The following is a 26,259-nucleotide window of genomic DNA, read 5'->3' as shown; positions in this document are numbered from 1 at the left end:
TTGAGCGGGTTTAGATTGCCTCAAAGCCTGGTATCTTTGTCACATCCACTTGATCTATTTGCTCAGGCTTTAAGTACTGCTTTGCATACTCTAAATACACACCTGAACTGACAAATACGTCAAATAAATCCGGGTCAATGTGGTCTCCGAGCTTCATTTTGCCCATTATAAACAAACACTCGCTCAGAGGCTTTGCATCCTTATATGGCCTGTCAGCTGCGGTCAAGGCTTCGAAGATATCCGCAATTGCCATGATTCTAGCTGGCACCGACATTTGGTCTCTTGTTAACCCTTTTGGATAACCGGTGCCATCCATTTTCTCGTGATGTCCACCTGCAAACTCTGGTACTCTGCGTAAGTGCTTTGGAAAAGGCAAAGCTTCAAGCATTTCAAGTGTGATATCCATATGCTTGTTGATAACAAGCCTTTCTTCTGGCGTGAGTGTTCCTCTGGCGATGCTCAAGTTATAAACCTCTTCGTCACTCAACAAGGGCTGTTGTTTGGCTGCAATTTCAACTTGGTAATTGTCAGCTAAGGCTTGCACTCTTTGTTGGTCTTCGTCTCGCATAAACTCACCACCAATATTGGCCTTTTGCAAAAACGCACTCTCCTCCTCCAGCGTAGCAAGCTTTAGGCTCAACTCACTCTGTAAACGCGTTACTTTTTCCTGCTCATCAAGCACTTCTGCGCGTGTAATTTCTCTCACATAGTTTAGCTCAATGTCTCGCTTTGCAATTTCTATTTTTGCCACAACGAACTCAATCTTATCGTATACCGAGTGTAGTTTCGTCGCTTTGTCCATCACATATTCAGGAATCGCGATCTTGCCACAATCATGCAACCAACCCGCTAAAGACAACTCATGCCTGTCAGCCTGATCCATTTTAAATCCAGCCATGGGGCCTTCATTTGCGTTGTGAACAGCTTCTGCAATCATCATCGTAAGTTCGGGAACCCGCCGACAATGCCCTCCAGTATATGGCGACTTTTCATCGATTGCTTTCGCAATTAAACGCGTAAACGCCTGAAACAGTGTTTCCATATCATCTATTAATTGTCGGTTGGTAATCGCGACCGCAGCTAATGATGTAATTGAGCAAATAAGCTCAACAAGACCTTTTGAAAACGGCACCACTTTGCCATTACTTCGAGGGTTTATGAGTTGCAAAACACCATTGAGATCACTTTCATGATTTGCCATTGGTACTGTCAACACAGACTGAGTATGGTAACCAGTCTTCTTGTCCATAGCACGAGCAGCTGACAGGTCATATGCTGTGCAATCATACACATCATCGATTCGAATCAGCTCCTTCTTAGCAGCAGCCAAAGCCACTAAAGCACTTTCATTTGGTTGACCATTTTCGAGGTATATCGGGATAGCTGGAAATGGAATATCAGTTCCCGAAGTTCCCCCCATATGCATACCCAGCGGCTCATTAATAAGCGTAGCGAAACTAAGCTGATTGCTCTCTGAGACTGAATAAATCGTGCCACCTTCAGCATTGCTCAGCGCAATAGCTGATTCTAGAATATGCTCTAATAATCTGTCTGTATCATGTTCTGCAGACAACTCAGTTGCCAACTTGAGTAAGTGTTTAAGAGCGACATTGCTCTCAATAAGCACTTCTTCAGTGACAGTTTTAGGAATAGACAAATCCATGACCCATCATGCCTTTTCTATTTAGATTTGTGCGTGTAGCTTCCATCCCAATTCTCACCAGGCGGATGTAACTGCATCTCACGCACTCTTTCACAAAGTAAGCGATAAACTTTTCTTTGTGGTTGCAACTCTATAAGTTTAGTAAAAGCTGGCAAAGCTTCCTGCCAACATTGCGATAAATACAACTGCCAAGCTATATTATGTGCTTCAAGCTCCTCCAACTGCTCATCAGAAACTTCACTTTTGAATGCAATTGGTTCATAAATGGTAACGGCCTCATTCTTACCCTTGACCTTAACTTTATCTATCGGTCTAAAAATTATATTTGGACAATGTTCAAAGGTCATTTCACTAATCAAAATACCAACACCGTAAAATTTTGTGAGACCCTCTAAACGAGAACCGAGGTTTACAGCGTCTCCAAGCACCGTATATGCTCTGCGATACTCTGAACCCATATCACCGACGTTCATATCCCCCGTATTAAGCCCAATACCGATAGCAAATGGCGGAAAATCTTGCTCTTTCATTTGTGCTTGTAGCGCGTCAACTTGTACTTGCATTTGCATCGCACATTTAACCGCGAGCTCTGGGTGGTCATCTACTAGCAAGGGCGCATTCCAAAACGCCATAACCATATCACCGACATATTTGTCTATTGTGCCTTGATATTCAAAAATTATCCGGGTGATAGGAGAAAAATACTGGTTGAGATAGGCTTTTAATCTGCCTGCATCCAATGATTCAGAAATACTTGTAAACTCTCTAATGTCTGCAAACAATACTGTCATTACACGCTTTTCCCCTTCCATTGAAGCTTGGTCCGGCTGCTCAAGCATAGAAGCGATATGGGCGGGTGGAACATATTGGTCAAAGATTGATTTTATTTGTACGCGCTCCTTGTGCTCTTTCACAAAGCCAAGGCTGCCTAAAACTGTAGTTTGAGTAATCGTTAGCCCCAGCACGGCCACTTGCGGAAAATCGAGCCGCCACACGATCCACGCGTAAAAACTGAAAAATATAAAAGCGCCAGTAATAAAAAGTGCAACTAGAGTCATGCCAAATACACCCAAAATAGGCAAAACAATCGAGGTAATAATGCCAATCAGGAGTAATAACAGTACAACCGCGCCATCAATCCAGTCAGGCCTTGACGGCAGTAACTCAGGAAAGACGAGCCCTTCTAAAACATTTGCGTGAACTTCAACTCCTGGATACTGAACCCCAACAGGCGTTGTACGTAAATCGGCATGACCAACAGCGGACGTGCCAACAAAGACGATTGCTTGGTCAAATAGATTCGCATCTATTTCACCTTTTAATACATCAATTGCAGATACATAAGGGAAACTAAATGCCGGACCTCTAAAAGGGATAGCGACTCGACCATAATCATCTGTCGGAATTAAGGTTGTACCAAGTTTGATCCCCTGAACACTGTGTCCATCACCAAAAGGTTTTGCGACAATCTTAACCTCGTCAGCTAACGTGTAAAGCCTTGCTGCTTCAAGGGCAAGTGCTGGATACGCATTGTTATTGTGTTTAATCATTAACATCGAGTATCGGACAAATCCGTCGCCATCTGGCGCACTATTTATAAACCCCGTTCCAGGACTATTAAGTTGTAGCACTTTTACATTGGCAACGTGTCCGGCAAAATCTGGAATAGGTAATTCCGTGGGCTGAATTTCACTGGCAAAAATGGGCTCAGGTAAATTCCCGACTAAAATATCTTCCTGATGCTCAAATAACATGCCTAACACGGTATCCGTTGCATTGAGCGTTTTTGAGAACGCAATATCCGCGTCAATATCTGGCGCTAATGCCTCCAAAGTATTTACTATATTTGCTTTTCTATCTCCAAGGTGACTGACCACTTGCATAGCAGGATTCAATTCTGGTTCAGAGAACAGCACATCATAAGCCACCACTGCAACACCAGCTTTCGCCAATTGACTTTGAAGCTGACCCATTACATGTCGACTCCAGGGAAACCTGCCAACTTCAATGAGGCTTTTTTCATCGATATCAACAATAATAATCGGTAGAAACGATCGCTGTTGCCAAACCAGTGACTCTTTTAGTCGCACATCATAAGCGAGACCTTCAAAACGCTTGATAACTTGTCCGTAAGGTGAAGCTGGAGACAGTGCCAGCAGATGAAGTAATATGAATAAAAGTGTTATTACCGCGCCAGTGACCCATTGAAGGCGATAAAGCTTAAACCACTTTTTTAGTTTCATGTTATTTCTAGCCCTTCATAGGCTAAAATCGTATGAAAAGGATAGTTACTGTTACGAATATTTTCGCTGATCTTATCTAAGTCAGCGTCAGTGCGAGCAGGGTCATGGCTAATAATGACCAAGTTTTTTACCTTTGCGGACTCGGCAAGGGCTAAAGCATCTTTAACTTGAGAGTGGCCCCACCCCATCTTTAACGGGTAATCACTCGGAATAAATTGCCCGTCATGGATAAGGTAATCGGCTTCATTTACAAATGCAGCCCATTCTTCGAAACTTGTCACTGGTTCGCTAGGAGGGTAAAGCTCATTATCGATAGCATAAACAATCGTAATACCATCCACTGAGAGTCGATAGGCACTGCCTCCCCCAGGATGATTCATGGCTTTTCGCTCTATATTTATATCTTGATAAAACCATGTGTCTTGTTTTTGGATCTGCAAATTAATATTCGATGGTAAATCATCAGACTGCACAGGAAAATAACTCCCCTGCATCTGCCTTAAAATTGCATCAGGAGCCAACTCTTCCGTGATACCAGGAACAATAGTGATATCGCGTTTAGCCATATAAGCGGGCACAAAAAATGGAAAGCCCTGTATGTGATCCCAATGATTGTGACTAAGCAAAATACATATTGGTCGCTTATCACTGAGCAACTCATCTCCAAGTATTCTAATCCCCGTTCCCGAGTCCAAAATAACATGGGCACCTGTGCTACTTTGTAAGGAAACACATACTGTGTTTCCTCCATATTTTACCGTGTCAGGCCCCGGCGTGGGGATTGAACCCCGCACGCCGTAAAATTTTAACTTCATCGCGTACAAACCTCACTGTCGGCTAGTCAGAGACCTCTATCTTTCCTGCTTGTAAGACAATCACTTTTGGTTCATCTTGCTGTAAGACAAGCACAAAGCTATCGCCATTATTTAAACTAATAGCAGACTCTAGCTGTCCTGTCATACTGACACTAAACTGCTGATAGCCAACTGAGTTAAATGACAAGTCTAACGTCCCCGCCTCATCAGTTAATTTCACGCGAGCAACATAGATATCAAGGCCAGACGTTGATTGTAAGAACATTACCAACTCACCCGTGCTTTGCACCCAGCCTTGCTTAACCGCTACTGCTGTTGAACCGAGCTGTTCAAAGATAAAGACGCCATTGGTTCCAAAGGTACTGTCTAATGAACCATCCGCATTTGCTCTAGCTACAAAGTTCTTCGCCCCACCGGTACCAAAGATAATAAACCGCCCTTCGCCATCAATAAATGACCCTTTGAGTGTCAACGTTTCGCCCGTAACTAGGCCTATGTTCAACGCTGCCACACCGGCCGTGCCAAAAGTAGGATCTAGAACACCCGTGACCGTTGCTTTAGCTAAAATTACACGAGGCTCTGTAAACTCTTGTTCATCAGTCCCAATTCCAACTAAGAAGGTCGACACTGGATGGATAAAGTCGATGCCTCTAGCCGTAGTGCCACACGATACGCCACTGGGCACAGGGTATTGGAAGTGCCCCGACATGATACCGACACTTGAGTATATAAATGCGTGGCTTTGGTCAATACACCCGTCATTAATTTTAGCAAAAGCTAAAAAGTCTCCGGTAATCAGGCTGTACAGTTTTGTTACAACAATCGTGCTGCCGGTGCCACCATAATCACCCGCATTTATACTGATAGCACTGCCACTGCTGCCTGGTATAAAGTCAAAATCTTGTGCTCCCACATTACTCATATTAACAATGAAAGCTTGGCTTGTAGTTTGGTTTCCTGCAAGCAGTAGGTTGCCAGCGCTCGTTTCTACCATGGCACTGGTCGTCGCAGAGTTGCTTAAGCCGAATGGAGAATGCCCTATATTACCGAAATTAGATACACCATTTCCTGTATCGTCTAACTTATAAATATACGGTACTTCGCCATCTTGCCAATTAGTCGTGCTTCCAGCTATGAATGCCTGATTAGAAGCTGACATAGCGCTTTGTCCAGCACTAAAGGTTTCGTTTGCATCTCCTGTATCTAGGTCAAGTTGACCATTTGAAGCAAAGTTTGAATTGAATTGCGCACCCGATGTCACTTCGCCTAGCCATAAAGAATAAAAGAAGTTATTCCCAACAGAGCGATATTGATATCCATGCATCAAGAACCCATCAGTTGTTCGGTGCATGTTAACCGGTGCCAACAAAAACTGACGATATGCAGTTGGCCCGCCACTGTCTGGCAACCAAGCTGAATCTATCGCTCCGCTATGATCTGTCCTCATTATCTGCGCTGCGTTGGATGAAGTACTAAATTGCCCACGCCCAATGCCAACATAATAATGGTTATCATCGGCGTAAATACCAAACCCATAGGCATTCCATGCAGAGAAGTCCTGCCCTTCGATACCCGACGCTGGTAATTGATTCAATTCATAAAGTATATAACCACTTGAATTGAATGTTGTGTCCATATTGCCGTTACTATCTAGCCTCATTACAAATACGGACTTGTCACTGCCACCCGTTAAGTATGAGTCACCAGTGAGTAATATTTTCCCATCACTCAACTCAATGACGTCATGCACTTGATTGTCAAACGAAGCACTGTAAATATCTATTTGCAAGAAACCCGACGATTGGAAACTAGTGTCTAGCAACAATGTGGACTTGTTAACCCGTGCAAATAAAAGGTCCTTGTTTCCAGCCTCAGACATCACTTCACCATAGACAAGTAAGTGAGTGCCCAAATCGACAACGCCGTCTGCATACTGAGAAGAACCAGGCGCTAAATCTAATGAGCCTACGATGCTCCCTGATACATCTACTCGTGTCAGTGCAATTGTCGTATTATTACCGACTTTAACATCACTCAAAACAGTGACTGTTTGAGCGTCATCGACCATGATGGCAACCGGTGTAATACGCGAGCCAGTTGTCAAAGGTAACCTTGTATAACCAGAGCCCGCACCATAAGTGGTATCGTGCGCACCACTGGGGGTTAGCCTAAAGAGCAGTAATTCTTGGGCCTCTGTGGCACCAAAATCAGCGTAACCCGCAACGTAAATGCGGTTTTCACTATCAACAGTAACCGCTTTAGCAACGATGTTTTGAGGTTGGTCGGCAACTTCTATTCCAAAGTAGCTCGTAAATACACCTTCACTCGCAAAGCTTGTATCTGGGTATCCGTTCGCCAGTCTCTTTGTGACGGCTGCTCTATGAATATTTCTGCTGATACTTTCAACCCAAGTTCCAACACCACCTACAACCAATACTTTACCATCAGCTAACACTAGTGATTGCCCGACTTCATGGTATTCCATCGAAGCTCTCAAGCGGACTACCTTTTCCCCATCTGTCCCAAAGGTTGTCAACTTATTCGCAACAAATATTGTTTGCGCGACTGTCACGTTAATCGTCACAGAATCCGTTGCACATAGAGGCGGGGAAATACTGTCGCACACTTGCACAGAAAGATTGTATGTCACTGCCCCGTTAGATGCTATCAGTGACGCATTGGCAACTGTAATTCTGCCATCCTGTGCAATTGTAAATAGTCCACCATCATCGCCAATTAGACTCAGACTAATGTCATCTCCATCGGGATCCGAAGCGCTCACTTGAAGTACAAAATCCCCATTGGACACATTGGTTTGAATATTTGCCGATCCCCCTGTAACACTTGGTGCATAATTCTTGTCATTTACAACAATCGAAACCGTTGCCACATTAGAGGTTTGAGCGTTATTGTTATTTACTTGATAGGTAAACGAATCATTACCGACAAAGTTATTCATGGGAATGTAACTAATTGACCCCGTTGACGTATCAATAAATGTAGAACCATGTGCAACCGGCGTAATGATTTCAATTGTTGAAGGCACTAAGGTCAACCCTTTAGCATCATCATTAGCTAACACATCAATCATGACTGAAGTATTTTTATCAAGCGTCGCGCTATCAGGGTTCGCCATTGGCGTCGTATCCGGTTCGACAATGGTAATTGATACCAGCGCGTTATTTGAAAATGTGCCCGTGTTATCCTTCACTCGGTATGAGAAATTATCGGTGCCAACGGCCGTCCCCGTATGCGTATAAGTAAACGCCCCAGTAGACTCTATACTCACCGTACCTTTGGTGGGAGAACTTACGACCTCAAGCGTGCTGAAGTCGATTAACCCATCAGGATCTGAATCATTTTCTAATACGGTGATAAATACTGACTTGCCAATTTCGACCTCTGCACTGTCATTATTTGCAACTGGTGGCTGATTAGCAGCAGAAACTGTGACGGTCACAGTTGCTATATTTGAGAAATCACCTCTGTTATCTTGTACCCGATATTCGAAAGTATCAATTCCCACAAATCCTGAGGCTGGAATATAAACGATCGTGTGATCCGTAGACTCAATGCTCGCACTGCCGTTTTCAGGTGCAGTAACAATTTCCAATGTTGCACCGTTTAGGCTGCCATCTGTATCACTATCATTTGCGAGTACATTAATATTCACCGAGACATCTTGTGATGTTGAAGCGACGTCATTCACCGCGACTGGTGGTATATTTTGTGTTGTAACAAAGATATACACAAACGCTTCATTGGATACAGCACCTTCATTATCTTTTATCGTGTAGGTAAAATAATCTGTTCCATCAAAACCAGACTCGCTCTGATAGACAAATTTATTGTCACTATTGAGAGACAAACTACCGTGCATAGGTTGCATAACAGCCGTCAACGTAGACAGCTCTAATACACCATCAATGTCCAAGTCATTATTGGTCACATCTATTACAATCTGTGCACCCGCGGTCACTTCTACAGAGTCGTCCATCGCCAAGGGCGGATCATTGACCGGAATAATATTGATTACAGCGAACGCAGCAGCAGTTGCGCCTTGCTCATCAGTGATTTGATAAACAAAGAAGTCCTGCCCGGAAAAGTTTTCTCCTGGCGTATATCTAAAACCGCCTTCGCTGGTAAGCTCCAAAGTGCCACTTTTGGTCGTCTCTGAAATGTCTATCTGCAAACTTACAATGCTTGTACTGCCACTGTCTAATTGGTCATCACTATCGTTTTCAAGAATACCTGGAGCAGATATTTGTAGTTGCATATCTTCGCTCGTTTCGTAATTATCATTCACCGCTATTGGTGGCGTATTACTCAACTCTTCTTCAACACTTAACGATACATCCGCAGTTGCAAACCCACCGTTACCATCTTCTATTCGGTATTGGAAGAAATCTGAACCAACGAAATCAGCCGCTGGAACATACACAAAAGTGCCATCCTCATTTAATGTTAATGTGCCATTTTCAACATTTACGATAGGCGTTGGATTAACGGAGATAGAGTCGCCGTCGAAATCGATATCGTTGACCAGCAGCCCGCCTCCCGAGACCGTCAATTCGCTATTTTTCTGTAAAGCATAGCTATTGGGAATCGCAATTGGGTTTTGATTGGTTCTCTCAATCGTTATGCTTACTGTAGCCTGTGCTGTAGCGCCTTGAGAATTAATGACTTGGTAAACGAAACTATCAGAGCCGAAAAAACTCTCATTGGGAACATAGGTAAAATTACCATTGGACTGTAAATCGAGCGTCCCATTTTGGGGAGATACCAGCGCGGGGACCACCACCTCTAATGGCCCGAAACCGAGGTCCTGGTCATTGTTAATTACATTTCCTGTGATGGTTTCAAACTGCTCTCCTGTAAATGAGTCATTATTAGCTATCGGAAAAATTAAGTCTGTTGCCGGAAGCATAATCGAGTCACTAAATGCACTCTCTCCGCTTCCGTCAATCCCAGTGACGCGTAAATAATAATGCTTTTGTGGATCTAAGCCTGTAAAGCTTTGGCTTGTTTCACTCAGCGCTATCACACGCCTGCCATCAGGTAGTGACGTCACTGTAGAAAAGTCATTAATGGGAGACTGAGCAAGATACACATTGTATCTCAAAGCATCTTCGAGTGCTTGCCAGCTTACAGTGAGCGTACCATCTTCGCCCCTTTGAGACGGTTCAACAATCACACTTCTGGGTATCCAGTTAACCTGCTTAGTTACCACAACCGTTGCATTACCTTCTAAGTCTTCAACCCACACTTGTATATTGATTGATCCACTTTGTTGACCAAAACTGAAGGGATTAATGCCAGTTTGAGTAAATTTAAAAGGTGATGAACAATTGTTATCACACAGCACAATGGCTTGCTCGGTGTCGTTAAACCCGACAAGAACACGACCAATTCCATCAGGATCTTCGATGTTATCGACCGATACGGTTAGATTTCCCCTTTCTGTAACCGTATCAACTGGATGAATAAGGTCGCCGGTTCCGTTTATCATAACTTCATCAACGACCTGATTTTCTGTTAACCGTGCAAACCGAAAGCGAGGCTGGTAAGAGAAGTCGACTATTTTTGGAGTGTCCGATACCAAGTTTGGCTGTTGAGGCTCCTGCTGTGTTGGAGGAGCGTTGTCACCAGAGCTACTCGTTTGCTGTAACGGTTTACTTTCACCACCGCCACCGCAAGCTGTTAGTAAGAACCCAGTGACAATTGCAGCAGTAAGCGTTTGATAAATTGAATGAATACGCATTTTCCATCTCCTAAGGCTGACTCAAAATGAAAGCCCCTTGAGCAACTACACTCGGGTTCTCTACTTCTTGTAAATTAAAAGAGCCTGTTAAACGATCCAATCCATTCGTAAACTGACTTTGGATAGTGCCCGTTGCCAAATTTTGCCCATGGGAAGCAAAATTGACTCCTAACGTCATCCCCTCTTGATTAATCAACCCATTAAATGCGGCAAACCACTCACCACCTGAGTCCTGAAATGTTAATGCGCCTTGCTCTACCGTGCCCCTATCAAAATTCACTGTCATCTGCATATCAATAGCGCTCACTGCACCAAGGCTAGAAACTGCATCAATTCTGTCTAATACAGTGTATGCGCTACTTCCTGAGCGTTCAGCAATCAACTCCGATAATGGCTTAACACCCAAGCTATCGAGTTCTTGCTCGTTGATAAACTCGTTTTGAGAAACATCTCGTACAATTTGTGACACGTTGCCAGCTAAAAATGGCAGCGACGTTTGTGTCGATGTACTAACTTCAGTATTTGAAATTGCAACCGTCTCTTCATCTGTTTCCGTATTTTGTGCTGATTGGCTGACTGTTGAAGAAATAGAAGATAATTGAGATGGGGGCTTGAGCAATGAAGTCACCGCTCCGCTTTGACTGACTTTTGCAAACGAAAAGTCGCCGCCTTTACCGAGTAATACCGGCCCTTCACCGCCGCCTGTTGCGTTACTCATATCAAGCTCAATAGTGCCATCCCAAACAGCCAAAAAAAGCTCGTTATCTTTCCACTCAACTTCGTAATGCGTTCCTCGAATACCAATACTGCCCACTGGCGTTTTTAATTTATAGTTTCCTTTATCGCCTTTTATTTCACCGGTAATGGTGCGCAAACCACCTGAGATCAGCTCCATCACAACAGAGCCTCCCTCGCCCGTACCCATCTGGTACTCATCAATTTTCAATTGTGTTTGTGCCTTTAAAGCGATCAATGCGCCATCCTGCATTCGCAGTTGCGCTTGGCCTGCTGCACCAGTATTTACGATATCTACATCATAAATAGGACTGCGCCTTTTCAAATTTCTTGCTGCTTCTGTTGCCGTATCAGTTGCAACCACTTCTCCACGGGACATAAGTGTTTTTCCAGCTTGAGCAGCAGATGCCGAAAGTGGTAACAACAAACTGAGTACCATCGCACCTGCGCAAAGTTGTCTTTGATTTAACAATGTAAGGTTAGAATTCATAACGGACTCCTGTGAACCACTCAGTACGATCATAGCTGTATAACGTAATGGAACTGTGTTTGTCATAATAGGATGCAGAAACATCTATGCTCCACGCTTGGTCCCATTGATATCGCCAATTAAGGTTTAAAATGACAAGCTCTTCGTTTCTGGTTTCTAAAAAGAAAGGATGAATGGCTCGGTGTTCTATGTCTCTATATTGCGCTTTAAAAGACAGCAAGCTATTTTGAGATGTGCGATGGGATACCGACCCCGAAATAAAATCATAATCTCGGCCATAGTGTTCACCTTCATCATATCTTGCGGGCTGCCACGTATAACCAGCGTCAACGCGCACCAACCACAACTCGGAAGAGTGCCCGACTCCACCCTGTATTGTGAATATACGGCTGTCTAAGTTTCTGTCTTGAACGTTATTTTGTGAAAATGCAAAAGCGCTTAACGCAGTAAACCAATTTCCCGAAAAGTAATATTGAACACTGCCATACAGACCAAAATCTTGCTGGTAGGTATCATCATCTAAAGTTAAAACACCAAATTGCCCACCTACCGAAAAGGCAGCATTGTCTTTTTTGTGCTCGTAACCCACTCTGATCGTACCTTGGTAGCGATCATAATCATTCGTATCTTGATGACGTTGATCTGAGTAATCAACATCTAACTTCCAAGCCTGATATTGGGTTTGTTGCCACTTAGCTTTGAAGTTATATCTAAATCGCATGAAGTTATCTGCGGTTTTTTGACTGGTCTCATCAAGCAAAAAGGGAATTCCACCGATTACAACCCTATCATCAAGCGCACCACTGTTTACATTTGAATCATGCCCAAGAGCAAGGGAAATTGCATGACTATATGATTCTTCTAGGTCGCTTGAGCGTGTTTCGATAGACTCTAAAGCTTGCTCGACGTTTCCCCTCATTGCGGGGGTCAATTGTGCCGAAAGCAACCCCTTTAGAATTTGCTGCGCTTGTCCGTAGTTTTTCTGTTTTGCGTAGGTTAACCCCAGCAAATAGTGACTTGGTACATGATCTGGCCAATTAACAAGCACCCTTTCAAGTGCAAAAATGGCTTCGTCATACTTAGCGACTTCCAATGCTGCTTGAGCATAAAGAAAGTCAAAATTAGGGTCTCCAGCAAACTCTTCAAGACCTTGCTCAGCCTTCGTAAAAGCTGACGGGTAATTCTTATCGACTAAAGCTGTATGAATTTCAGAAATGGTGTTTTTAAAGGCTTCATCTGTTGTTGTGGAATTTCCCTGAGCCAAACAAAGAAAACTCGCACAACATGCAATCAAAGCCACAAATAGACGTGCGCATCGAAGTACTAGTGACATAGCTAATCACCCACTCATTGGTTATCGTATGAAAATCACTATCTACCTCAAGCAAAACAGAATAATCGGATCTAAGAATTGCCAATCGACTAGAACACGTACAACATGCCTAGATAGGATGATCAAAGTATAATCAACAAGTTCAATAATTCACTTTTGATTTCGGGTACATTTCAGTGATGGAGTTAATTCCATGTTATCTTGATTCTTAACTCACTAAGATTTAAGGATTAAATATACGCCATTGAATTGTGAACGGCACATTATAATAGAGAGAAATTAGACACATGGTTTTTAGCATGTGGCCAGTTTTTGTATCAACTTCCCTCTGGCCACAGTTTGCAAGGCATAAACTCATTCAAAGAGATAAAATGCGCATTCATTTGCAATGATGCTTTATAGTTAAAGAACAACCACAATCACACTCGCTACCGATAGCGCTACGCCACCTTCAACTAACGCCACCGACATGTTGTGCTCTTCGCCGACCGCCTTATCAATACAAATGGTTGGAAACATCACTTTATCTATGAACAGTCTTGCTAAGGGTAGAATAACAAATCCGATCACCGCATCTTGAATGAAAAGCGTAATGCTAGCATCCCAGCTTTCAAACTCGCCAACAAGCGCGTGTAATAGAACCATACCTAATGCAATGAGCGTTGCCGAAAACGTTGCTGCTACTGCGCGATTGCCTGACTCTAGCTCAGTCATTAAATTGTAACTAGTCAATAGGTCGTAAATACGAGCGAAAAGAATCAACGCAATTTGCCCTAACCCATAAAATACGATCGCGGTTGTCCAGCCCCCGTTACCATGTAACGAGGCACCAATGAGCAATGCGCTTGCAATATAGCTACTTGCTTGTACGGCACCAGTAGAAATATTTTGCTTTTCAATAAGCTGATCTCTGTTACAAAAGGTGTGCAAAATCAATTTGTCATTAATGATTCTTGATACTAACAGCATCACCATACCCGCTACACTACATCCAGCGACTGCAATCAGATCATTCACCAACCCACCGCTTGGCCCCGTCAATACCGCACAAAAGATGATTGCCACCGCGACAATATACCCGGCCACTGATGTCGCCAATGCCGCATTTTTTTTAATGAGTATTTCATTGAAGGTGTCATAGGGCGTGGTGAAATTGTATAACCACTTTGCTATAAACATGATGACCAGCAGCAGACCAACAAAGCTCAAGTTCTGCATTGTCGTTATTAATGAATCGTGCATATCGATATTATATTTTTAATTAATGTAGAGCTGTAAGAATAAACATTTAACGTATGCTAAACCATGTGCGTTGCAGTAAGCTCAATTATTCTTATCTTTTCAACAATTCTACCTTGAATGATCTCATGAGTCTCGAATTAACGTAAAAACTTGTAAAAAGCTGAGAAAATGGATGGGCGCTCGGTCGAGCGCACACTTTTGATTCCTTAGATTAGTTGAAAATCATAAACAGAGCCAAGTGATAGAATCTTTGTCAGTTCATCCAATGCAGCGTAACTTTCTTGGAGTAGTTTGGGGTCTGCTAAATCCTGCTCACATAATCTGTCACGATAGTGCTTTTCTATCCAAGCACCTAGCTTACCGTACAGGTCATCTGTCAGTAAGCAAGATTGATTAGATGCCGCCAGCTCATCTTCGGACAAGGTTACTCTTAATCGCAGACATGCAGGGCCACCTCCATTTTGCATACTTTGCTTCACATCAAGATAAACTATCTCGTTAACTGGATTGCTGGCACTTTTTAGTGCACTTAAATAAGTTTCAACACTATTTACTTGCTGGCACTCACTAGGCGCGATCAAGGCCATTCCACCACTGGGTAAGCTCACTAACTGACTATTAAAAATATAGCTTTTTACAGCTTCTTCCACACTGACATCGGCGTCTGACACTTCAATCAGATGCAATGGCCTACTACCTGTGTACGATTGCCGAATAGCATGAACTGCATTTGCTTGTTCATAAAATGCCTGCTCATGGAACAAAAATACATTTTCATTTCCAATTGCAATTACATCGTTGTGAAATACGCCCTGATCAATGACATTTGGGTTCTGCTGAACAAACAAACACCTATCTGAATTCAATTGATGTCCGCGAGCAATAGCTTGGCTCGCTTGTAACGTTTGTCTTGCTGGAAATTTCTTTGGCCTGATCGTACTGTTCGCATCTTCACCGTAAACAAACACAGCAAGCCCGGCATGCCCATAGGCATCAGTAAGCCGAGTATGATTGGCAGCTCCTTCGTCTCCAAATAAACTATGCTGCGGTAAGGGTGCATGGTGAGAAAAATACGCGTCGTGATTAAAAACAGCTTGTAAAATACGGCCAGTAGTGTCAGCTTCAATCGCTCTGTGCAGTTTGTTGTTTAAGTTAGCGGGAGTGAAATGAACTTTGCGGTCTTGTGTGTCACTACTTGGAGAAACAGTGGCCGCATTTGCCGTCCACATTGAAGATGCAGAGTAACAGGCTTTCAATAGTTGAGGCTCAGCTTTTGCGGCTTTCGATATCACCTCTTCATCGCTTCCGCAAAAACCCAACGATCTCAGCGTTTTCAAGTCAGGCCTAGCGTTGGGTGCCAGTACACCTTGATGTATACCTAACTGGGACAACGCCTTCATTTTGTCAAGGCCTTGGAGTGCGGCTTGCTTTGGATTTGAATACCGACTAGCGTTTGCTTTAGAAGCTACATTTCCGTATGAAAGACCGGCATAATTATGCGTTGGTCCAACAAGTCCATCGAAGTTCACTTCGTAATAATTCATTCTCGCCCCCTTTTGGTGCGTTTTGCACCATTTCAATACTTGTTATATTTAATGTACTCATTCAATAGTCCACCTAAACCCACTATTTGCGCCAAATAGAGCGTGAAAATACTGAACGGATACAACCGTACTTATTCACTCATCAAGTATGGTGCCAGCTATTACTATAGTCAGAAATTATGGAAACATTCGGCATGTTTACAGACAAAAGTCTGTAAAAATACGCTATTGACTGTTGACACCGAGCGGGGTCAGCGTTTAAGCATCATTGCGTCGCTTTTTACTAATGACCAAGTGCCTAAAGCAAAACAAATGCCCATCGCTAAACAAATAGATGAACTCACAAACCAAAAAGTAAGGGAGTTTTCGGGAAAGCTCGACATAAGTAATGGAAAGCTAATACCTCTAATGATTAAAACACATGCAATTAGACCAAGCACAACTTTTTGGAATGGGAGCCTCAATATTGCGCCAGCGCCTGACAAGCCGTATAACCCCCAAAGGGTTAAAATACCAATAATAATGGAAGTCACAATTGTCGGTTCTAGTTGTCCAGCCTCAGCCATTTGAGCCATATGCTCGCCTGCGCCGAAAAAACGATACCAATCTGCGCCATACACAATACATCCAATATGTAATAATGCTGCAATAAAACAACATATAGAACCAAAAATTAAATATTTACCGCCCATTGTGCCCCCAAAATAAGAAACCATAATTGTATTTATGCGTGTCTATAATACGCATAAAACCATAATTTTTATATGGGAAATAATATAATAAACGACAAGATTATTAATTAAGTTACATTAAAAATTTCCTTGTTATGGCATTACGCTTAGAAAATGTTAATTTTCTAAAACTCATTTGCTTTCATAAATCATCAACAATGTTAGTAATGTAATCAATACTGCGTATAATAGACACACTTTGTAGTATTTTGAGCGCGAAAAATGAGACCAGATTGGGATGAGTACTTCATCGATTTAGTGGATAGTGTTGGACAACGAGCTACCTGTAATCGGGGTAAGTCAGGCTGTATAATAGTTAAAGATAAGAGAATAATATCAACAGGTTATGTTGGTTCTCCATCTGGACTGCCACACTGTGATGAAGTCGGTCATTTAATGAAACAAGTGATAGACGTCGATGGCACGACCAGACAACACTGTGTTCGAACCATACATGCTGAGCAAAATGCCATTTGCCAAGCTGCACGCTATGGTGTGGCATTAGAAGGCAGTACTTTATATTGCACAATGGAACCATGCCGGGTATGTGCCATGCTTATTATTAGTTGTGGTATCGCAAAAGTGGTTGCTAAAAAACGTTATCACGCAGCACAAGAAACAAGGGATATGTTCAAAATGGCAAATGTTGAACTGGTTGTACTTGAGCAAGAAGTCGCGACATACGACGATCAATAATTAAGCCAGCTATAAAGAGTAGCGCTTGCGTTAGCCTACTCTTTGTTATGCTAAACCATAGCAACCTTCTCGAATACATCTTTTTGAAAATTCTCACTGGTTATTCCATGACATTTAACTCTATTGTGGTTAATGCGTTTGTTAGCTTCATTTAACTGGTTTATAAAATCGTTTATTTGAATATTATAATATTTAAAAACATCTGCTCTGTGAGAAATGTTTACATCACTACTATTTACTTCATCTAGTGTATTAAATTGATGCTGAAAAACCGCTTGAGTTTGTGTCGCTAGAGATTGGTTAAACCTAAAAACCGCTGCGTTGTCTATCGCCTTAACTCGAGTTTGATTGCCAAACTTCTCCCAACCGACTGCGCAAACGGAAATTGTAAATTCCCGACCAAACTCACTTACCAGCTTTTTATGCAGATTCTTTGAACCTTTTTCGAAAGCATCTATGTCAAAGGAATCGACGGACACACTTCCATATCGAGACTTATAACGTAGCTGCAAAGTATTTAATAAATAAAACACTTCACCTGTACTTTGCCAAATTGGCCTTATGACAGAACTCACTTTAGGCTTAGTTACATGTGTGCCCAACAACTTTAACATCAGCTTTTTCATCAGCACCTCCAAGATTGAATAACGAACACTATAAATGATAACAATTCTTATTGCTATTATCATTTAATGATCATAAGCTAAAAATATGAGTTACTTGCTGTGCTTATTCAAAGCACCTAACAACAACAATCGATGACAAATTTGGAGGTTGAAAATGCGCCTTATCATCGGCATACGTAACTTTGTCTTGCGACTATTCTACAGAGCGGCTCGTCCGTTAATATTCTTAATGGATCCAGAGGATGCACATTACATGTTTAAACGCGTAGGTGTTTTCCTGGGCTCTAACTTCCTTACTCGATGGATCACGTCGTTGTTTTTTAATTATGGACATCGCAGCTTAAACATTGAGGTGGACGGAATTAAATATAGAAATCCACTTGGACTGTCTGCTGGCTTTGACAAAGATGGCGAACTTACCAAAATCTACCCTTCGATTGGCTTTGGGTTAGCAGAATTAGGCTCTTTTACAGGAGAAGTCTGCCCGGGAAATCCTGGTAAACGGCTTTTCAGAATGGTTAAGTCTAAGTCAATTCTTGTTTGGTACGGGCTCAACAACCAAGGAGCTGAAAAAATTTCATCTAGGTTAAAAGGTGCTAATTTTGGCAAACTAAAAGTTGGCATTAATGCGGCTAAATCGAACATTACCCCAGAGTTCGATTTACAAGACTCTATCGATGACTACACCAAAACTATGAGGCTTTTTAAGGATATTGGTGACTACTACACAATCAATATCAGCTGCCCAAATACGCAAGATGGCGAACCATTCGTTGATAAAGGTAACTTGGATGCGCTTTTAACCGCCGTGAATGAACACAGAGTCGATGGCAGGCCTATTTACGTGAAGCTCGCTGCTGATATGACGCTTGAAGAAATCAACATTATTGTTGATGCCTGTGTTGAACACAACATGGATGGCGTAGTACTTACAAACTTGGCTAAACCCAAATTTAACCAAGAATATGTTAAGTCCGAGCTGCCTTTCCATAAAGGTGCTATGAGCGGGCTTCCACTGCAACGTATTTCAACAAATGTTATAAGGCATGTTTACAGAAGAACCAGAGGTAAACTGACTATCATTGGCGTTGGTGGTGTATTCACCGCAAAAGACGCGTACGAAAAGATCACGTCAGGCGCTAGCATTTTACATATGATTTCGACACTCATCTTTGATGGGCCTCAGAGTATTAGTGAAATCAATCGTGGCTTAGTTAAATTACTGAAAGAAGACGGCTTTAATTCAATAGAAGAAGCCGTAGGATCAAGGAACCCACTGCCCAAGCTCAAGCCGGTCAAGGAAGAAAAATCAAACAAGGACGTTGTCTCCGCGGCATGATTTCAACCAACAGTTGATGCTACGAGTGGTGATATCACTACCTTCTCCAAAGAAACGATATCACCACTATTTTTAGTCTGGAATAGTTGAATTTTAGTCTGGAATAGGTGAAGCCAAATTGGAACTATCAGCTAAAAATTGAGCCTTTGGATGATCTTCTAATTGTGTCTCAACAATATGGGTTTGAGACTTAGCAACATCAATAATTATGATTACATCGCCGGCATCTAAATGCTCATCAACCAGTATTTGAAAATATTCATCGAAAGATTTGCCTGCTAGCCTGACGACCACCATGACGATAAATCCAACAACGATACTAGCGCCTATTGCCTGTAACAAAAATTTATCCACCGCTTCGGTGAAAAAAAACAGGACCGAAAAAAGTAGTAGTGCAGCTCCCCCAGCTAGTAATATTGCTCTTTTTCTTGCAGACAAAATTTGCGTTTTTTCTATTTGTGTTGATCCATGTAAGTGGTGAGTTTTGATGCCGTCTTCATCTCGTGATAACACGTAAAAATGGTGATCATCGATACCAAGTTCGTGAACTTCATCAGAAATTTTTTCAGCATCGTCCAAACTATCTGTAGAATAAAATAGTCTCTTCATATCAGCCCTCTGTAATTATGTTTTTGACAACACTAATTTCAGTCTAGACATAGATCGCTCAAAAAACATCTAAAAATGAAATTCAAACGTATTGATCCTCGTCAATAGAATCTTGAATTTTTGACACTTTACCTATAACATTCCCCTGCGAGAGGGGTGTAAATGGAAACAGTTCTCAATTGCATTAATCTCGTTAATTTATTCAGGCAGGTAATGGGGTAATTACCCGCGATATCAAGTAGGTTGAATATGCTGAAAAAGTCCTTGTCACTCGTAATGGTTTTTACGATGGCGTTTCTTCTAACAGGTTGTGAGCTTGCTCTTTTTGACCCTGCGGGGCCAATTGGTGAACAGGCGAAAGACCTGATTATAATCTCTGTGGCTTTATTACTTATTGTAATAATCCCTGTATTATTTATGTCTATTTACTTCCCGTACAAGTATCGTACCAGTAACAAAAACGCTGAGTACAAGCCGTCGTGGGAACACTCAACAAAAATCGAGCTTGTTGTTTGGATTGTGCCTTGTTTAATCATTGCTGCATTAGCGTACTTCACATATGTCACGTCACACACTTTAGACCCGCGTAAACCTTTGGGTAAAGATAAAGACACTTTGACTATTCAAGTTGTAGCGATGGATTGGAAATGGCTATTTATCTATCCAGAGCAACAGATCGCAACCGTCAACGAAATTTCAATCCCTGTGAATACACCGGTTGAGTTTTTAATCACGTCAGACACTGTGATGAACTCATTCTTTATTCCAAGATTGGGAAGTCAGATTTACGCGATGGCTGGTATGGAGAATAGACTTAACCTTATGGCATCTGAAGAAGGTACCTTCAGAGGCATGTCTGCAAACTACAGCGGTTTTGGTTTCTCAGGTATGAAGTTCAAAACACACTCTGTAGATCAAGCAGGCTTCGATGCTTGGGTTAACAAAGTTAAAGCATCAGAGCATGTGCTAGACGAACCTACTTACAAAGCGCTTAGCGAGAAATCAAAAGACAATCCGGTAGTGTACTACTCGGATGTTGACCCTCTGCACTTTAAGAAAACCATAGAGAAATACACTGGGGTTCAAAATGGCAAGTAAAGCTACCATAATCACAGATCCGGATCCGCTCACGGGTAAACTGACCTGGGATTCTATTCCTGTTCATGACCCTGTTATTCTGCCAGTAATGATCTGTGCAATACTTGGCGGTTTATTCCTATTCGCACTTATCACTAAAATGGGTAAGTGGAGATACCTTTGGGAAGAATGGTTCACATCTGTAGACCATAAAAAAATTGGTATCATGTATGTCATCGCAGCGATTGTGATGCTAGTCCGCGGTTTTGCGGATGCTATAATGATGCGTACTCACCAAGCGTTAGCAACGGCTGACAGTGTGGGCGCGGGTTACCTCCCTCCTGAACACTATGACCAGATCTTTACTGCTCACGGTGTAATTATGATTTTCTTCGTAGCCATGCCTTTGGTTGTTGGCTTGATGAACATCGTGGTACCTCTACAAATTGGTGCACGTGACGTTGCCTTCCCATTCCTGAACTCGTTGAGCTTCTGGTTATTCGTAGTGGGTGCGCTACTAGTTAACATTTCACTGTTCCTTGGTGAATTCGCAGCGACTGGTTGGTTGGCATATCCACCACTATCAGGTATTGAATACAGTCCCTGGGTCGGGGTCGATTATTGGCTCTGGGCACTACAGATCTCAGGTATTGGTACACTACTAACGGGTGTTAACTTCTTCGTTACTATCATCAGAATGCGTGCGCCTGGCATGAAGCTTATGCAAATGCCTGTATTCACATGGACTTCTCTGTGTGCAAACGTACTAATCATTCTTTCGTTCCCTATCCTAACTGTAACTATCACGCTGCTAACGCTAGATAGATACCTAGGTACAAACTTCTTCACTAATGACCTTGGTGGTAACCAAATGATGTACGTAAACCTCATTTGGGCATGGGGTCACCCAGAAGTTTACATTCTAATCTTACCTGCATTTGGTATTTTCTCTGAGGTTGCAGCTACGTTCTCTCGTAAGCGTCTGTTCGGTTATACATCACTTGTATGGGCAACAGCGGTTATCATGGTTCTAGCAATGGTTGTATGGCTACACCACTTCTTCACAATGGGCGCAGGCTCAAGTGTGAACGCGTTCTTTGGTATTGCCACCATGATCATAGCCGTCCCGACGGGTGTTAAGATATTCAACTGGCTATTTACGATGTACAAGGGCCGTGTTGAGTTCACAGCATCTATGTGGTGGACATGTAGCTTCCTATTTACGTTCACAATCGGTGGTATGACTGGTGTAATGCTAGCAGTTCCAGCGGCTGACTTCGTACTACACAATAGCTTGTTCCTAATTGCTCACTTCCATAACGTAATTATCGGTGGTGCAGTATTCGGTTACTTCGCAGGTCTTACATACTGGTGGCCAAAAGCAACTGGTTGGATGCTTGACGAGAAACTTAACAAACTATCTTGTGCACTATGGACAATCGGTTTCTTCGTTGCGTTCATGCCACTATACATCCTTGGTTTCAACGGTATGACACGTCGTCTTAACTACTACGACAACCCTGAGTGGACTCCATTGCTAATCATCGCAATGATTGGTGCATTTATCGTTGCAGCTGGTATCGCAGTACAGTTCTACATGGGCTTCATTAGCTTCAAGAACCGTAAGCAAAATATGGACGTTACAGGTGATCCTTGGAATGGCCGTACGCTTGAGTGGGCGACTTCGTCACCTCCTCCGTTCTACAACTTCGCTAAGTTACCTAAGATCCATGACCGTGATGAGCATCATTACAAGAAAGAGCATGGCCTTGCTTACGAGAAGCCAGAGAAATACTCAAAGATCCACATGCCTTCTAACACATGGGCTGGCTTTGTGATCAGTGCATTCTCACTTACTTTAGGTTTCGGCTTTGTATGGCACATCTGGTGGATGGTTATCGCGAGCTTCGTCGGTATCGTAGCTTCTTGGATTGCGTACTCTTTTGATCGCAACAAAGATTACTACGTACCAGTAGACCAAGTTGAAGAAATCGAGTCAAAGCACTTGGCAGCTGTTGCAGAACACGCAGCTAAAAATGGCAAGTAGAGGAAAGTTTTAAACTATGTCAAACGATCACGTAATCGCAAACGACGCTCACGATCATCACGATGATCATGAGCATCATGATACCGGTGGTGATACTATATTCGGATTCTGGATATATATCATGAGTGACTGTATTTTGTTCGCAACTCTGTTTGCAACATATGCAGTACTAAGTGGCGGCTTCGCTGGCGGCCCAACACCAAAAGAGTTATTTGACCTTAATCTAGTCGCAGTTGGTACTGCGTTCCTACTATTCAGTAGTTTCACGTTTGGTATGGCAATGCTTCAAGCCAACCAACGCAAGATGAAAGGCATGATCACTTGGTTGGTCATTACACTGCTACTAGGTGCGGGCTTCCTGGGCCTAGAAATGTACGAGTTCTGGCACTTCAGTACGTTGGGCGCTACGCCTCAGACAAGTGGTTACTGGTCAGCATTCTATGCGCTAGTTGCAACACACGGTCTACACGTATTTGGTGGTATTATCTGGATGCTTGTTTTATTCGTTCACTTTAAACGTGACGGATTTAGTGAAGATAACTTAGTAAGACTATCTTGCTTAAGCTTATTCTGGCACTTCCTAGACATCATCTGGATCTGTGTATTTAGCGTTGTGTACTTAGTAGGAGTGATGTAATGGGCCATTCTAACGAACATGGTAGCGGCGGTGCAGCTCACGGTAGCGTTAAAGAGTACACGATAGGTTTACTTCTATCTTTAGTGCTTACTGCTATCCCGTTTTTGGTTGTAATGTATGACATGGCTTCTCCAGCGGTAACGCTTGGGATCATCCTAGTTACAGCTATTGCGCAGCTTTTTGTACAGCTTGTATTCTTCTTACACATGAACTCTTCTTCTGAGCAAATATGGAACACTACTTCAGCCGCGTTTATTGTGTTGACAGTGGCCATAGTTGTGATTGGCTCCATCTGGATTATGGAGCACCTAAATCACAACATGCTCATGGGACATTAAAATGTTAAGAAGTTACCTGTTAATTACAAAACCAGGCATTATCTTTGGTAACTTAATCACTGCGGTTGCGGGCTATGTGCTCGCAGCCAAAGGTGATATTGATTTGGTTACATTTACAGCAATGATAGTGGGTACAATATGTATCATCGCCTCTGGTTGTGTTTTTAATAATGTGATTGACCGTGACATTGACCAGTTAATGTCACGCACAAAGTACCGTAAGTCGCTCTTAGAATCGATTTCGGTTACAAAAGCTTTAGTCTATGCAACCCTTTTGGGTTGTATAGGCTTTGCCTCACTGGCACTGTATGCATCAATGATGAGCTTTTATTTTGGCGTATTAGGCTTTGTAGTATATGTGGGCCTATACACGCTTTATTATAAAAGAAAGTCTATCTACGGTACTTTTGTAGGCAGTATTTCAGGCGCATGTCCTCCAGTAATGGGGTACTGTGCTGTAAATGGTCAATTTGATATTGGCGCTGTTGTAATTTTAGCAATCTTTTGTATTTGGCAAATTCCGCATTCATATGCGATTGCTATATACAGATTCAAAGATTACAAAGATGCAAATATCCCAGTATTACCAATCGTTAGTGGTGTTGAAGTAGCTAGAAAACACATGATTGGCTTTATCTTAGCCTTTACTGTTCTTGCACTGTCGTTATTTACTTTAAATTACGTCGGTACCCTATTTGCTTCTCTTACGCTGGTAATTGGTTTGATCTGGTTGCTGAGCACAATTTTTGATTTTCATCGCATGGACAACCATACATGGGCAAAACGCGTATTTATTTTATCGCTTGTTGCCATCACATCTATGAGTGTCTTGATGTCAGTAGATTTTGCTCACATTGATCCAACCGCATATGTAACAGCAAGGTAGAGTCATGAAGCAGTTTAAGTCCGCTTATTTACACTGGATTTTTTCTTTAGTTGGTATTATCGCTTTAGTTTGGTTTTATTTAGCCACTACAACGAAAGACTTCAACGAAACTAGAAAATCCTTTGATGAATTGGGTGGTGATTTTACTCTGCAAAGCTATGCCGGGCCTGTTTCGCTCTCTGATTACAAAGGCAAAATCGTCGTTATGTACTTCGGTTACTTGTCTTGTGCAGAGGTATGCCCAAACTCTCTCGCGGTAATGACTAATGCATTTATGCGACTCGAGAAGCAAGGGCATGATCAGGTGCAGGGCTTACTAGTTTCGGTAGACCCTGCGCGTGATACAGTCGAAGATATGAAGGAATATACCGACTACTTCCACGAGCGTATCACTGGTTTAACTGGCAGTATTGAGCAGACTAAAGTAGTTAGCGCACAATATGGCGTATATTATGATGACAATAACCTAGAAGAGTCTTTTATGGAATACTCCGTAGCTCACGCTTCAAGGTTTTACATCATAGACAAACAAGGTAATTTAATTACCGCAATGAGTCATACTACAACTCCTAATGAGCTTGCAGCTCAAATCAAGGAGTTAATGCTATGACCCTAAAGTTGGCTATAGCCACTTCCCTAGTATTGAGTACCCAAGCTTTTGCTCAAAACTCAATCGACACCATTATCGAGAAATATAATGTCGCGCACTGTAAATCTGAGCTCAGCGCATTAGCAAGCGATATTATTGGCGAGAAAAAACACCGATTACTTGTTTCTAACCAAACAAGCAAAGGAGACTTTGAAAGCTTGCTCGTTTCTGGTGTACTTGAATACAAAGATAGACAAAGCCACATCATTTTTTCAATGTCTCACAGTGGCGGTCACTGTGATGTTGCTTACAAAGAAAGCTTTGCTGTTAAAAACCCATGTATTGTAGTACGTGAGGAAGTATTCAAAAAATGGCTGTTTAAAGGTAAGTTAAATGACCAAACTCATGTTTTTTCTCACAAAAGAGATGATAAGTTCATTGGTTATATGACTAGCACTAAAGATGGTTCATATTGCTTAGTGAGCCGTCAAAAAACAGCATCTTAACCCGATGGTATAAGTGCAGTAACCCATATATGTACTGCACTTTCTTTATACCCCACTCCCCTACTAAAAAGTAATATCTGCAATGTCTCGCTGGCTCTCTAGCGTCCTCACAACATGCTTAAAGCAAAAAATGCGGAAGTCCATAATGTCTGACTATTTTTTCACTCAGCGTACCTTGCAGATGCGCATAATTGCCTTTTAAAGCATTTTTAAACCGTTTCAACTTTCAGAATTCTACTCTCGCCGTATTCGAAATCGGACATCAAGGTATTGCATTAGACGAATGCCTAATGTTGTACACTTACGTCATGATTAAGTCCCTCGCCCTTCTGCGCCTAATACTACTAATTTA

The 26,259-nt window shown here is 42.3% G+C and carries 20 protein-coding genes; 9 read left to right on the top strand and 11 right to left on the bottom strand.

Annotation, left to right across the window (positions count from 1 at the left end; all coding sequences use genetic code 11):
- Positions 1-10: 10 nt before the first annotated feature.
- From A7985_RS02465 to A7985_RS02425, 9 genes are all read right to left on the bottom strand, one after another.
- Positions 11-1,663: an HD domain-containing phosphohydrolase gene (locus tag A7985_RS02465; protein ID WP_065788842.1), complete on the bottom strand. Its 1,653-nt coding sequence runs from the start codon at positions 1,661-1,663 to the stop codon at positions 11-13.
- Between the two features lie 17 nt (positions 1,664-1,680).
- Positions 1,681-3,906, bottom strand: coding sequence for a CHASE2 domain-containing protein (locus A7985_RS02460; RefSeq protein ID WP_081310398.1), 2,226 nt, complete (start codon positions 3,904-3,906; stop codon positions 1,681-1,683).
- Positions 3,903-4,721: an MBL fold metallo-hydrolase gene (locus A7985_RS02455; protein WP_065788841.1), complete on the bottom strand. Its 819-nt coding sequence runs from the start codon at positions 4,719-4,721 to the stop codon at positions 3,903-3,905. Before A7985_RS02455 ends, A7985_RS02460 begins: the two co-directional genes overlap by 4 nt.
- A gap of 22 nt (positions 4,722-4,743) precedes the next feature.
- Positions 4,744-10,482 (bottom strand): Ig-like domain-containing protein, encoded by a 5,739-nt coding sequence (locus A7985_RS02450; RefSeq protein ID WP_065788840.1) that lies wholly within the window; start codon positions 10,480-10,482, stop codon positions 4,744-4,746.
- 10 nt (positions 10,483-10,492) lie between these two features.
- Entirely contained in the window at positions 10,493-11,707 is a 1,215-nt protein-coding gene (locus tag A7985_RS02445) for a FecR family protein (RefSeq protein WP_176716672.1), read from the bottom strand.
- Positions 11,697-13,040 (bottom strand): tetratricopeptide repeat protein, encoded by a 1,344-nt coding sequence (locus A7985_RS02440; protein ID WP_065788839.1) that lies wholly within the window; start codon positions 13,038-13,040, stop codon positions 11,697-11,699. The genes A7985_RS02445 and A7985_RS02440 overlap by 11 nt, the downstream gene beginning before the upstream one ends.
- 402 nt (positions 13,041-13,442) lie before the next feature.
- Complete coding sequence (locus A7985_RS02435; RefSeq protein WP_065788838.1) at positions 13,443-14,282, bottom strand: DUF350 domain-containing protein; 840 nt, start codon at positions 14,280-14,282, stop codon at positions 13,443-13,445.
- 206 nt (positions 14,283-14,488) lie between these two features.
- Complete coding sequence (gene astB / locus A7985_RS02430; RefSeq protein ID WP_065788837.1) at positions 14,489-15,826, bottom strand: N-succinylarginine dihydrolase; 1,338 nt, start codon at positions 15,824-15,826, stop codon at positions 14,489-14,491.
- A 251-nt stretch (positions 15,827-16,077) separates the two neighbouring features.
- Positions 16,078-16,518, bottom strand: coding sequence for a hypothetical protein (locus A7985_RS02425; RefSeq protein WP_176716671.1), 441 nt, complete (start codon positions 16,516-16,518; stop codon positions 16,078-16,080).
- Between the two features lie 261 nt (positions 16,519-16,779).
- Between A7985_RS02425 and A7985_RS02420 the strand changes: the two genes are divergently transcribed.
- The gene (locus tag A7985_RS02420; protein WP_065788835.1) at positions 16,780-17,253 is read left to right on the top strand and encodes a deoxycytidylate deaminase; all 474 of its coding nucleotides are present in this window, start codon (positions 16,780-16,782) and stop codon (positions 17,251-17,253) included.
- 50 nt (positions 17,254-17,303) lie between these two features.
- Here A7985_RS02420 and A7985_RS02415 read toward each other — a convergent pair whose 3' ends face one another.
- Positions 17,304-17,879 carry a hypothetical protein gene (locus A7985_RS02415; RefSeq protein ID WP_065788834.1) on the bottom strand — a complete coding sequence of 192 codons (576 nt, stop codon included), beginning with the start codon at positions 17,877-17,879 and terminating at the stop codon, positions 17,304-17,306.
- Between the two features lie 154 nt (positions 17,880-18,033).
- Between A7985_RS02415 and A7985_RS02410 the strand changes: the two genes are divergently transcribed.
- On the top strand, positions 18,034-19,218 hold the full coding sequence (locus tag A7985_RS02410; RefSeq protein WP_065788833.1) for a quinone-dependent dihydroorotate dehydrogenase: 1,185 nt from the start codon (positions 18,034-18,036) through the stop codon (positions 19,216-19,218).
- A gap of 93 nt (positions 19,219-19,311) precedes the next feature.
- On the opposite strand, the gene A7985_RS02405 is transcribed toward A7985_RS02410, so the two are convergent.
- Complete coding sequence (locus tag A7985_RS02405; protein ID WP_065788832.1) at positions 19,312-19,827, bottom strand: hypothetical protein; 516 nt, start codon at positions 19,825-19,827, stop codon at positions 19,312-19,314.
- Positions 19,828-20,076: 249 nt separating this feature from the next.
- Here A7985_RS02405 and cyoA point away from each other — a divergent pair, with 249 nt between their 5' ends.
- From cyoA to A7985_RS02370, 7 genes are read left to right on the top strand one after another with little or no spacing between them, the layout of a single operon-like run.
- Positions 20,077-20,925 (top strand): ubiquinol oxidase subunit II, encoded by an 849-nt coding sequence (gene cyoA, locus A7985_RS02400; RefSeq protein WP_065788831.1) that lies wholly within the window; start codon positions 20,077-20,079, stop codon positions 20,923-20,925.
- The gene (cyoB, locus tag A7985_RS02395) at positions 20,915-22,951 is read left to right on the top strand and encodes a cytochrome o ubiquinol oxidase subunit I (protein ID WP_065788830.1); all 2,037 of its coding nucleotides are present in this window, start codon (positions 20,915-20,917) and stop codon (positions 22,949-22,951) included. Before cyoA ends, cyoB begins: the two co-directional genes overlap by 11 nt.
- Positions 22,952-22,967: 16 nt before the next feature.
- The gene (gene cyoC / locus A7985_RS02390; RefSeq protein ID WP_063357668.1) at positions 22,968-23,588 is read left to right on the top strand and encodes a cytochrome o ubiquinol oxidase subunit III; all 621 of its coding nucleotides are present in this window, start codon (positions 22,968-22,970) and stop codon (positions 23,586-23,588) included.
- Entirely contained in the window at positions 23,588-23,926 is a 339-nt protein-coding gene (cyoD, locus tag A7985_RS02385; RefSeq protein WP_065788829.1) for a cytochrome o ubiquinol oxidase subunit IV, read from the top strand. The genes cyoC and cyoD overlap by 1 nt, the downstream gene beginning before the upstream one ends.
- 1 nt (position 23,927) lies before the next feature.
- Positions 23,928-24,812, top strand: a complete 885-nt coding sequence (gene cyoE, locus A7985_RS02380) for a heme o synthase (RefSeq protein WP_065788828.1) — start codon at positions 23,928-23,930, stop codon at positions 24,810-24,812.
- Positions 24,813-24,816: 4 nt separating this feature from the next.
- Positions 24,817-25,422 (top strand): SCO family protein, encoded by a 606-nt coding sequence (locus A7985_RS02375; RefSeq protein ID WP_065788827.1) that lies wholly within the window; start codon positions 24,817-24,819, stop codon positions 25,420-25,422.
- On the top strand, positions 25,419-25,907 hold the full coding sequence (locus tag A7985_RS02370) for a hypothetical protein (protein WP_065788826.1): 489 nt from the start codon (positions 25,419-25,421) through the stop codon (positions 25,905-25,907). The genes A7985_RS02375 and A7985_RS02370 overlap by 4 nt, the downstream gene beginning before the upstream one ends.
- Positions 25,908-26,259: the final 352 nt, after the last annotated feature.

It is taken from the genome of Pseudoalteromonas luteoviolacea (assembly GCF_001696455.1).
In the GTDB taxonomy this organism is placed as follows: domain Bacteria; phylum Pseudomonadota; class Gammaproteobacteria; order Enterobacterales; family Alteromonadaceae; genus Pseudoalteromonas; species Pseudoalteromonas luteoviolacea_C.
The sequence above is the reverse complement of the archived record's forward strand: the minus strand, read 5'-3'. Positions and strand labels throughout refer to the sequence as shown.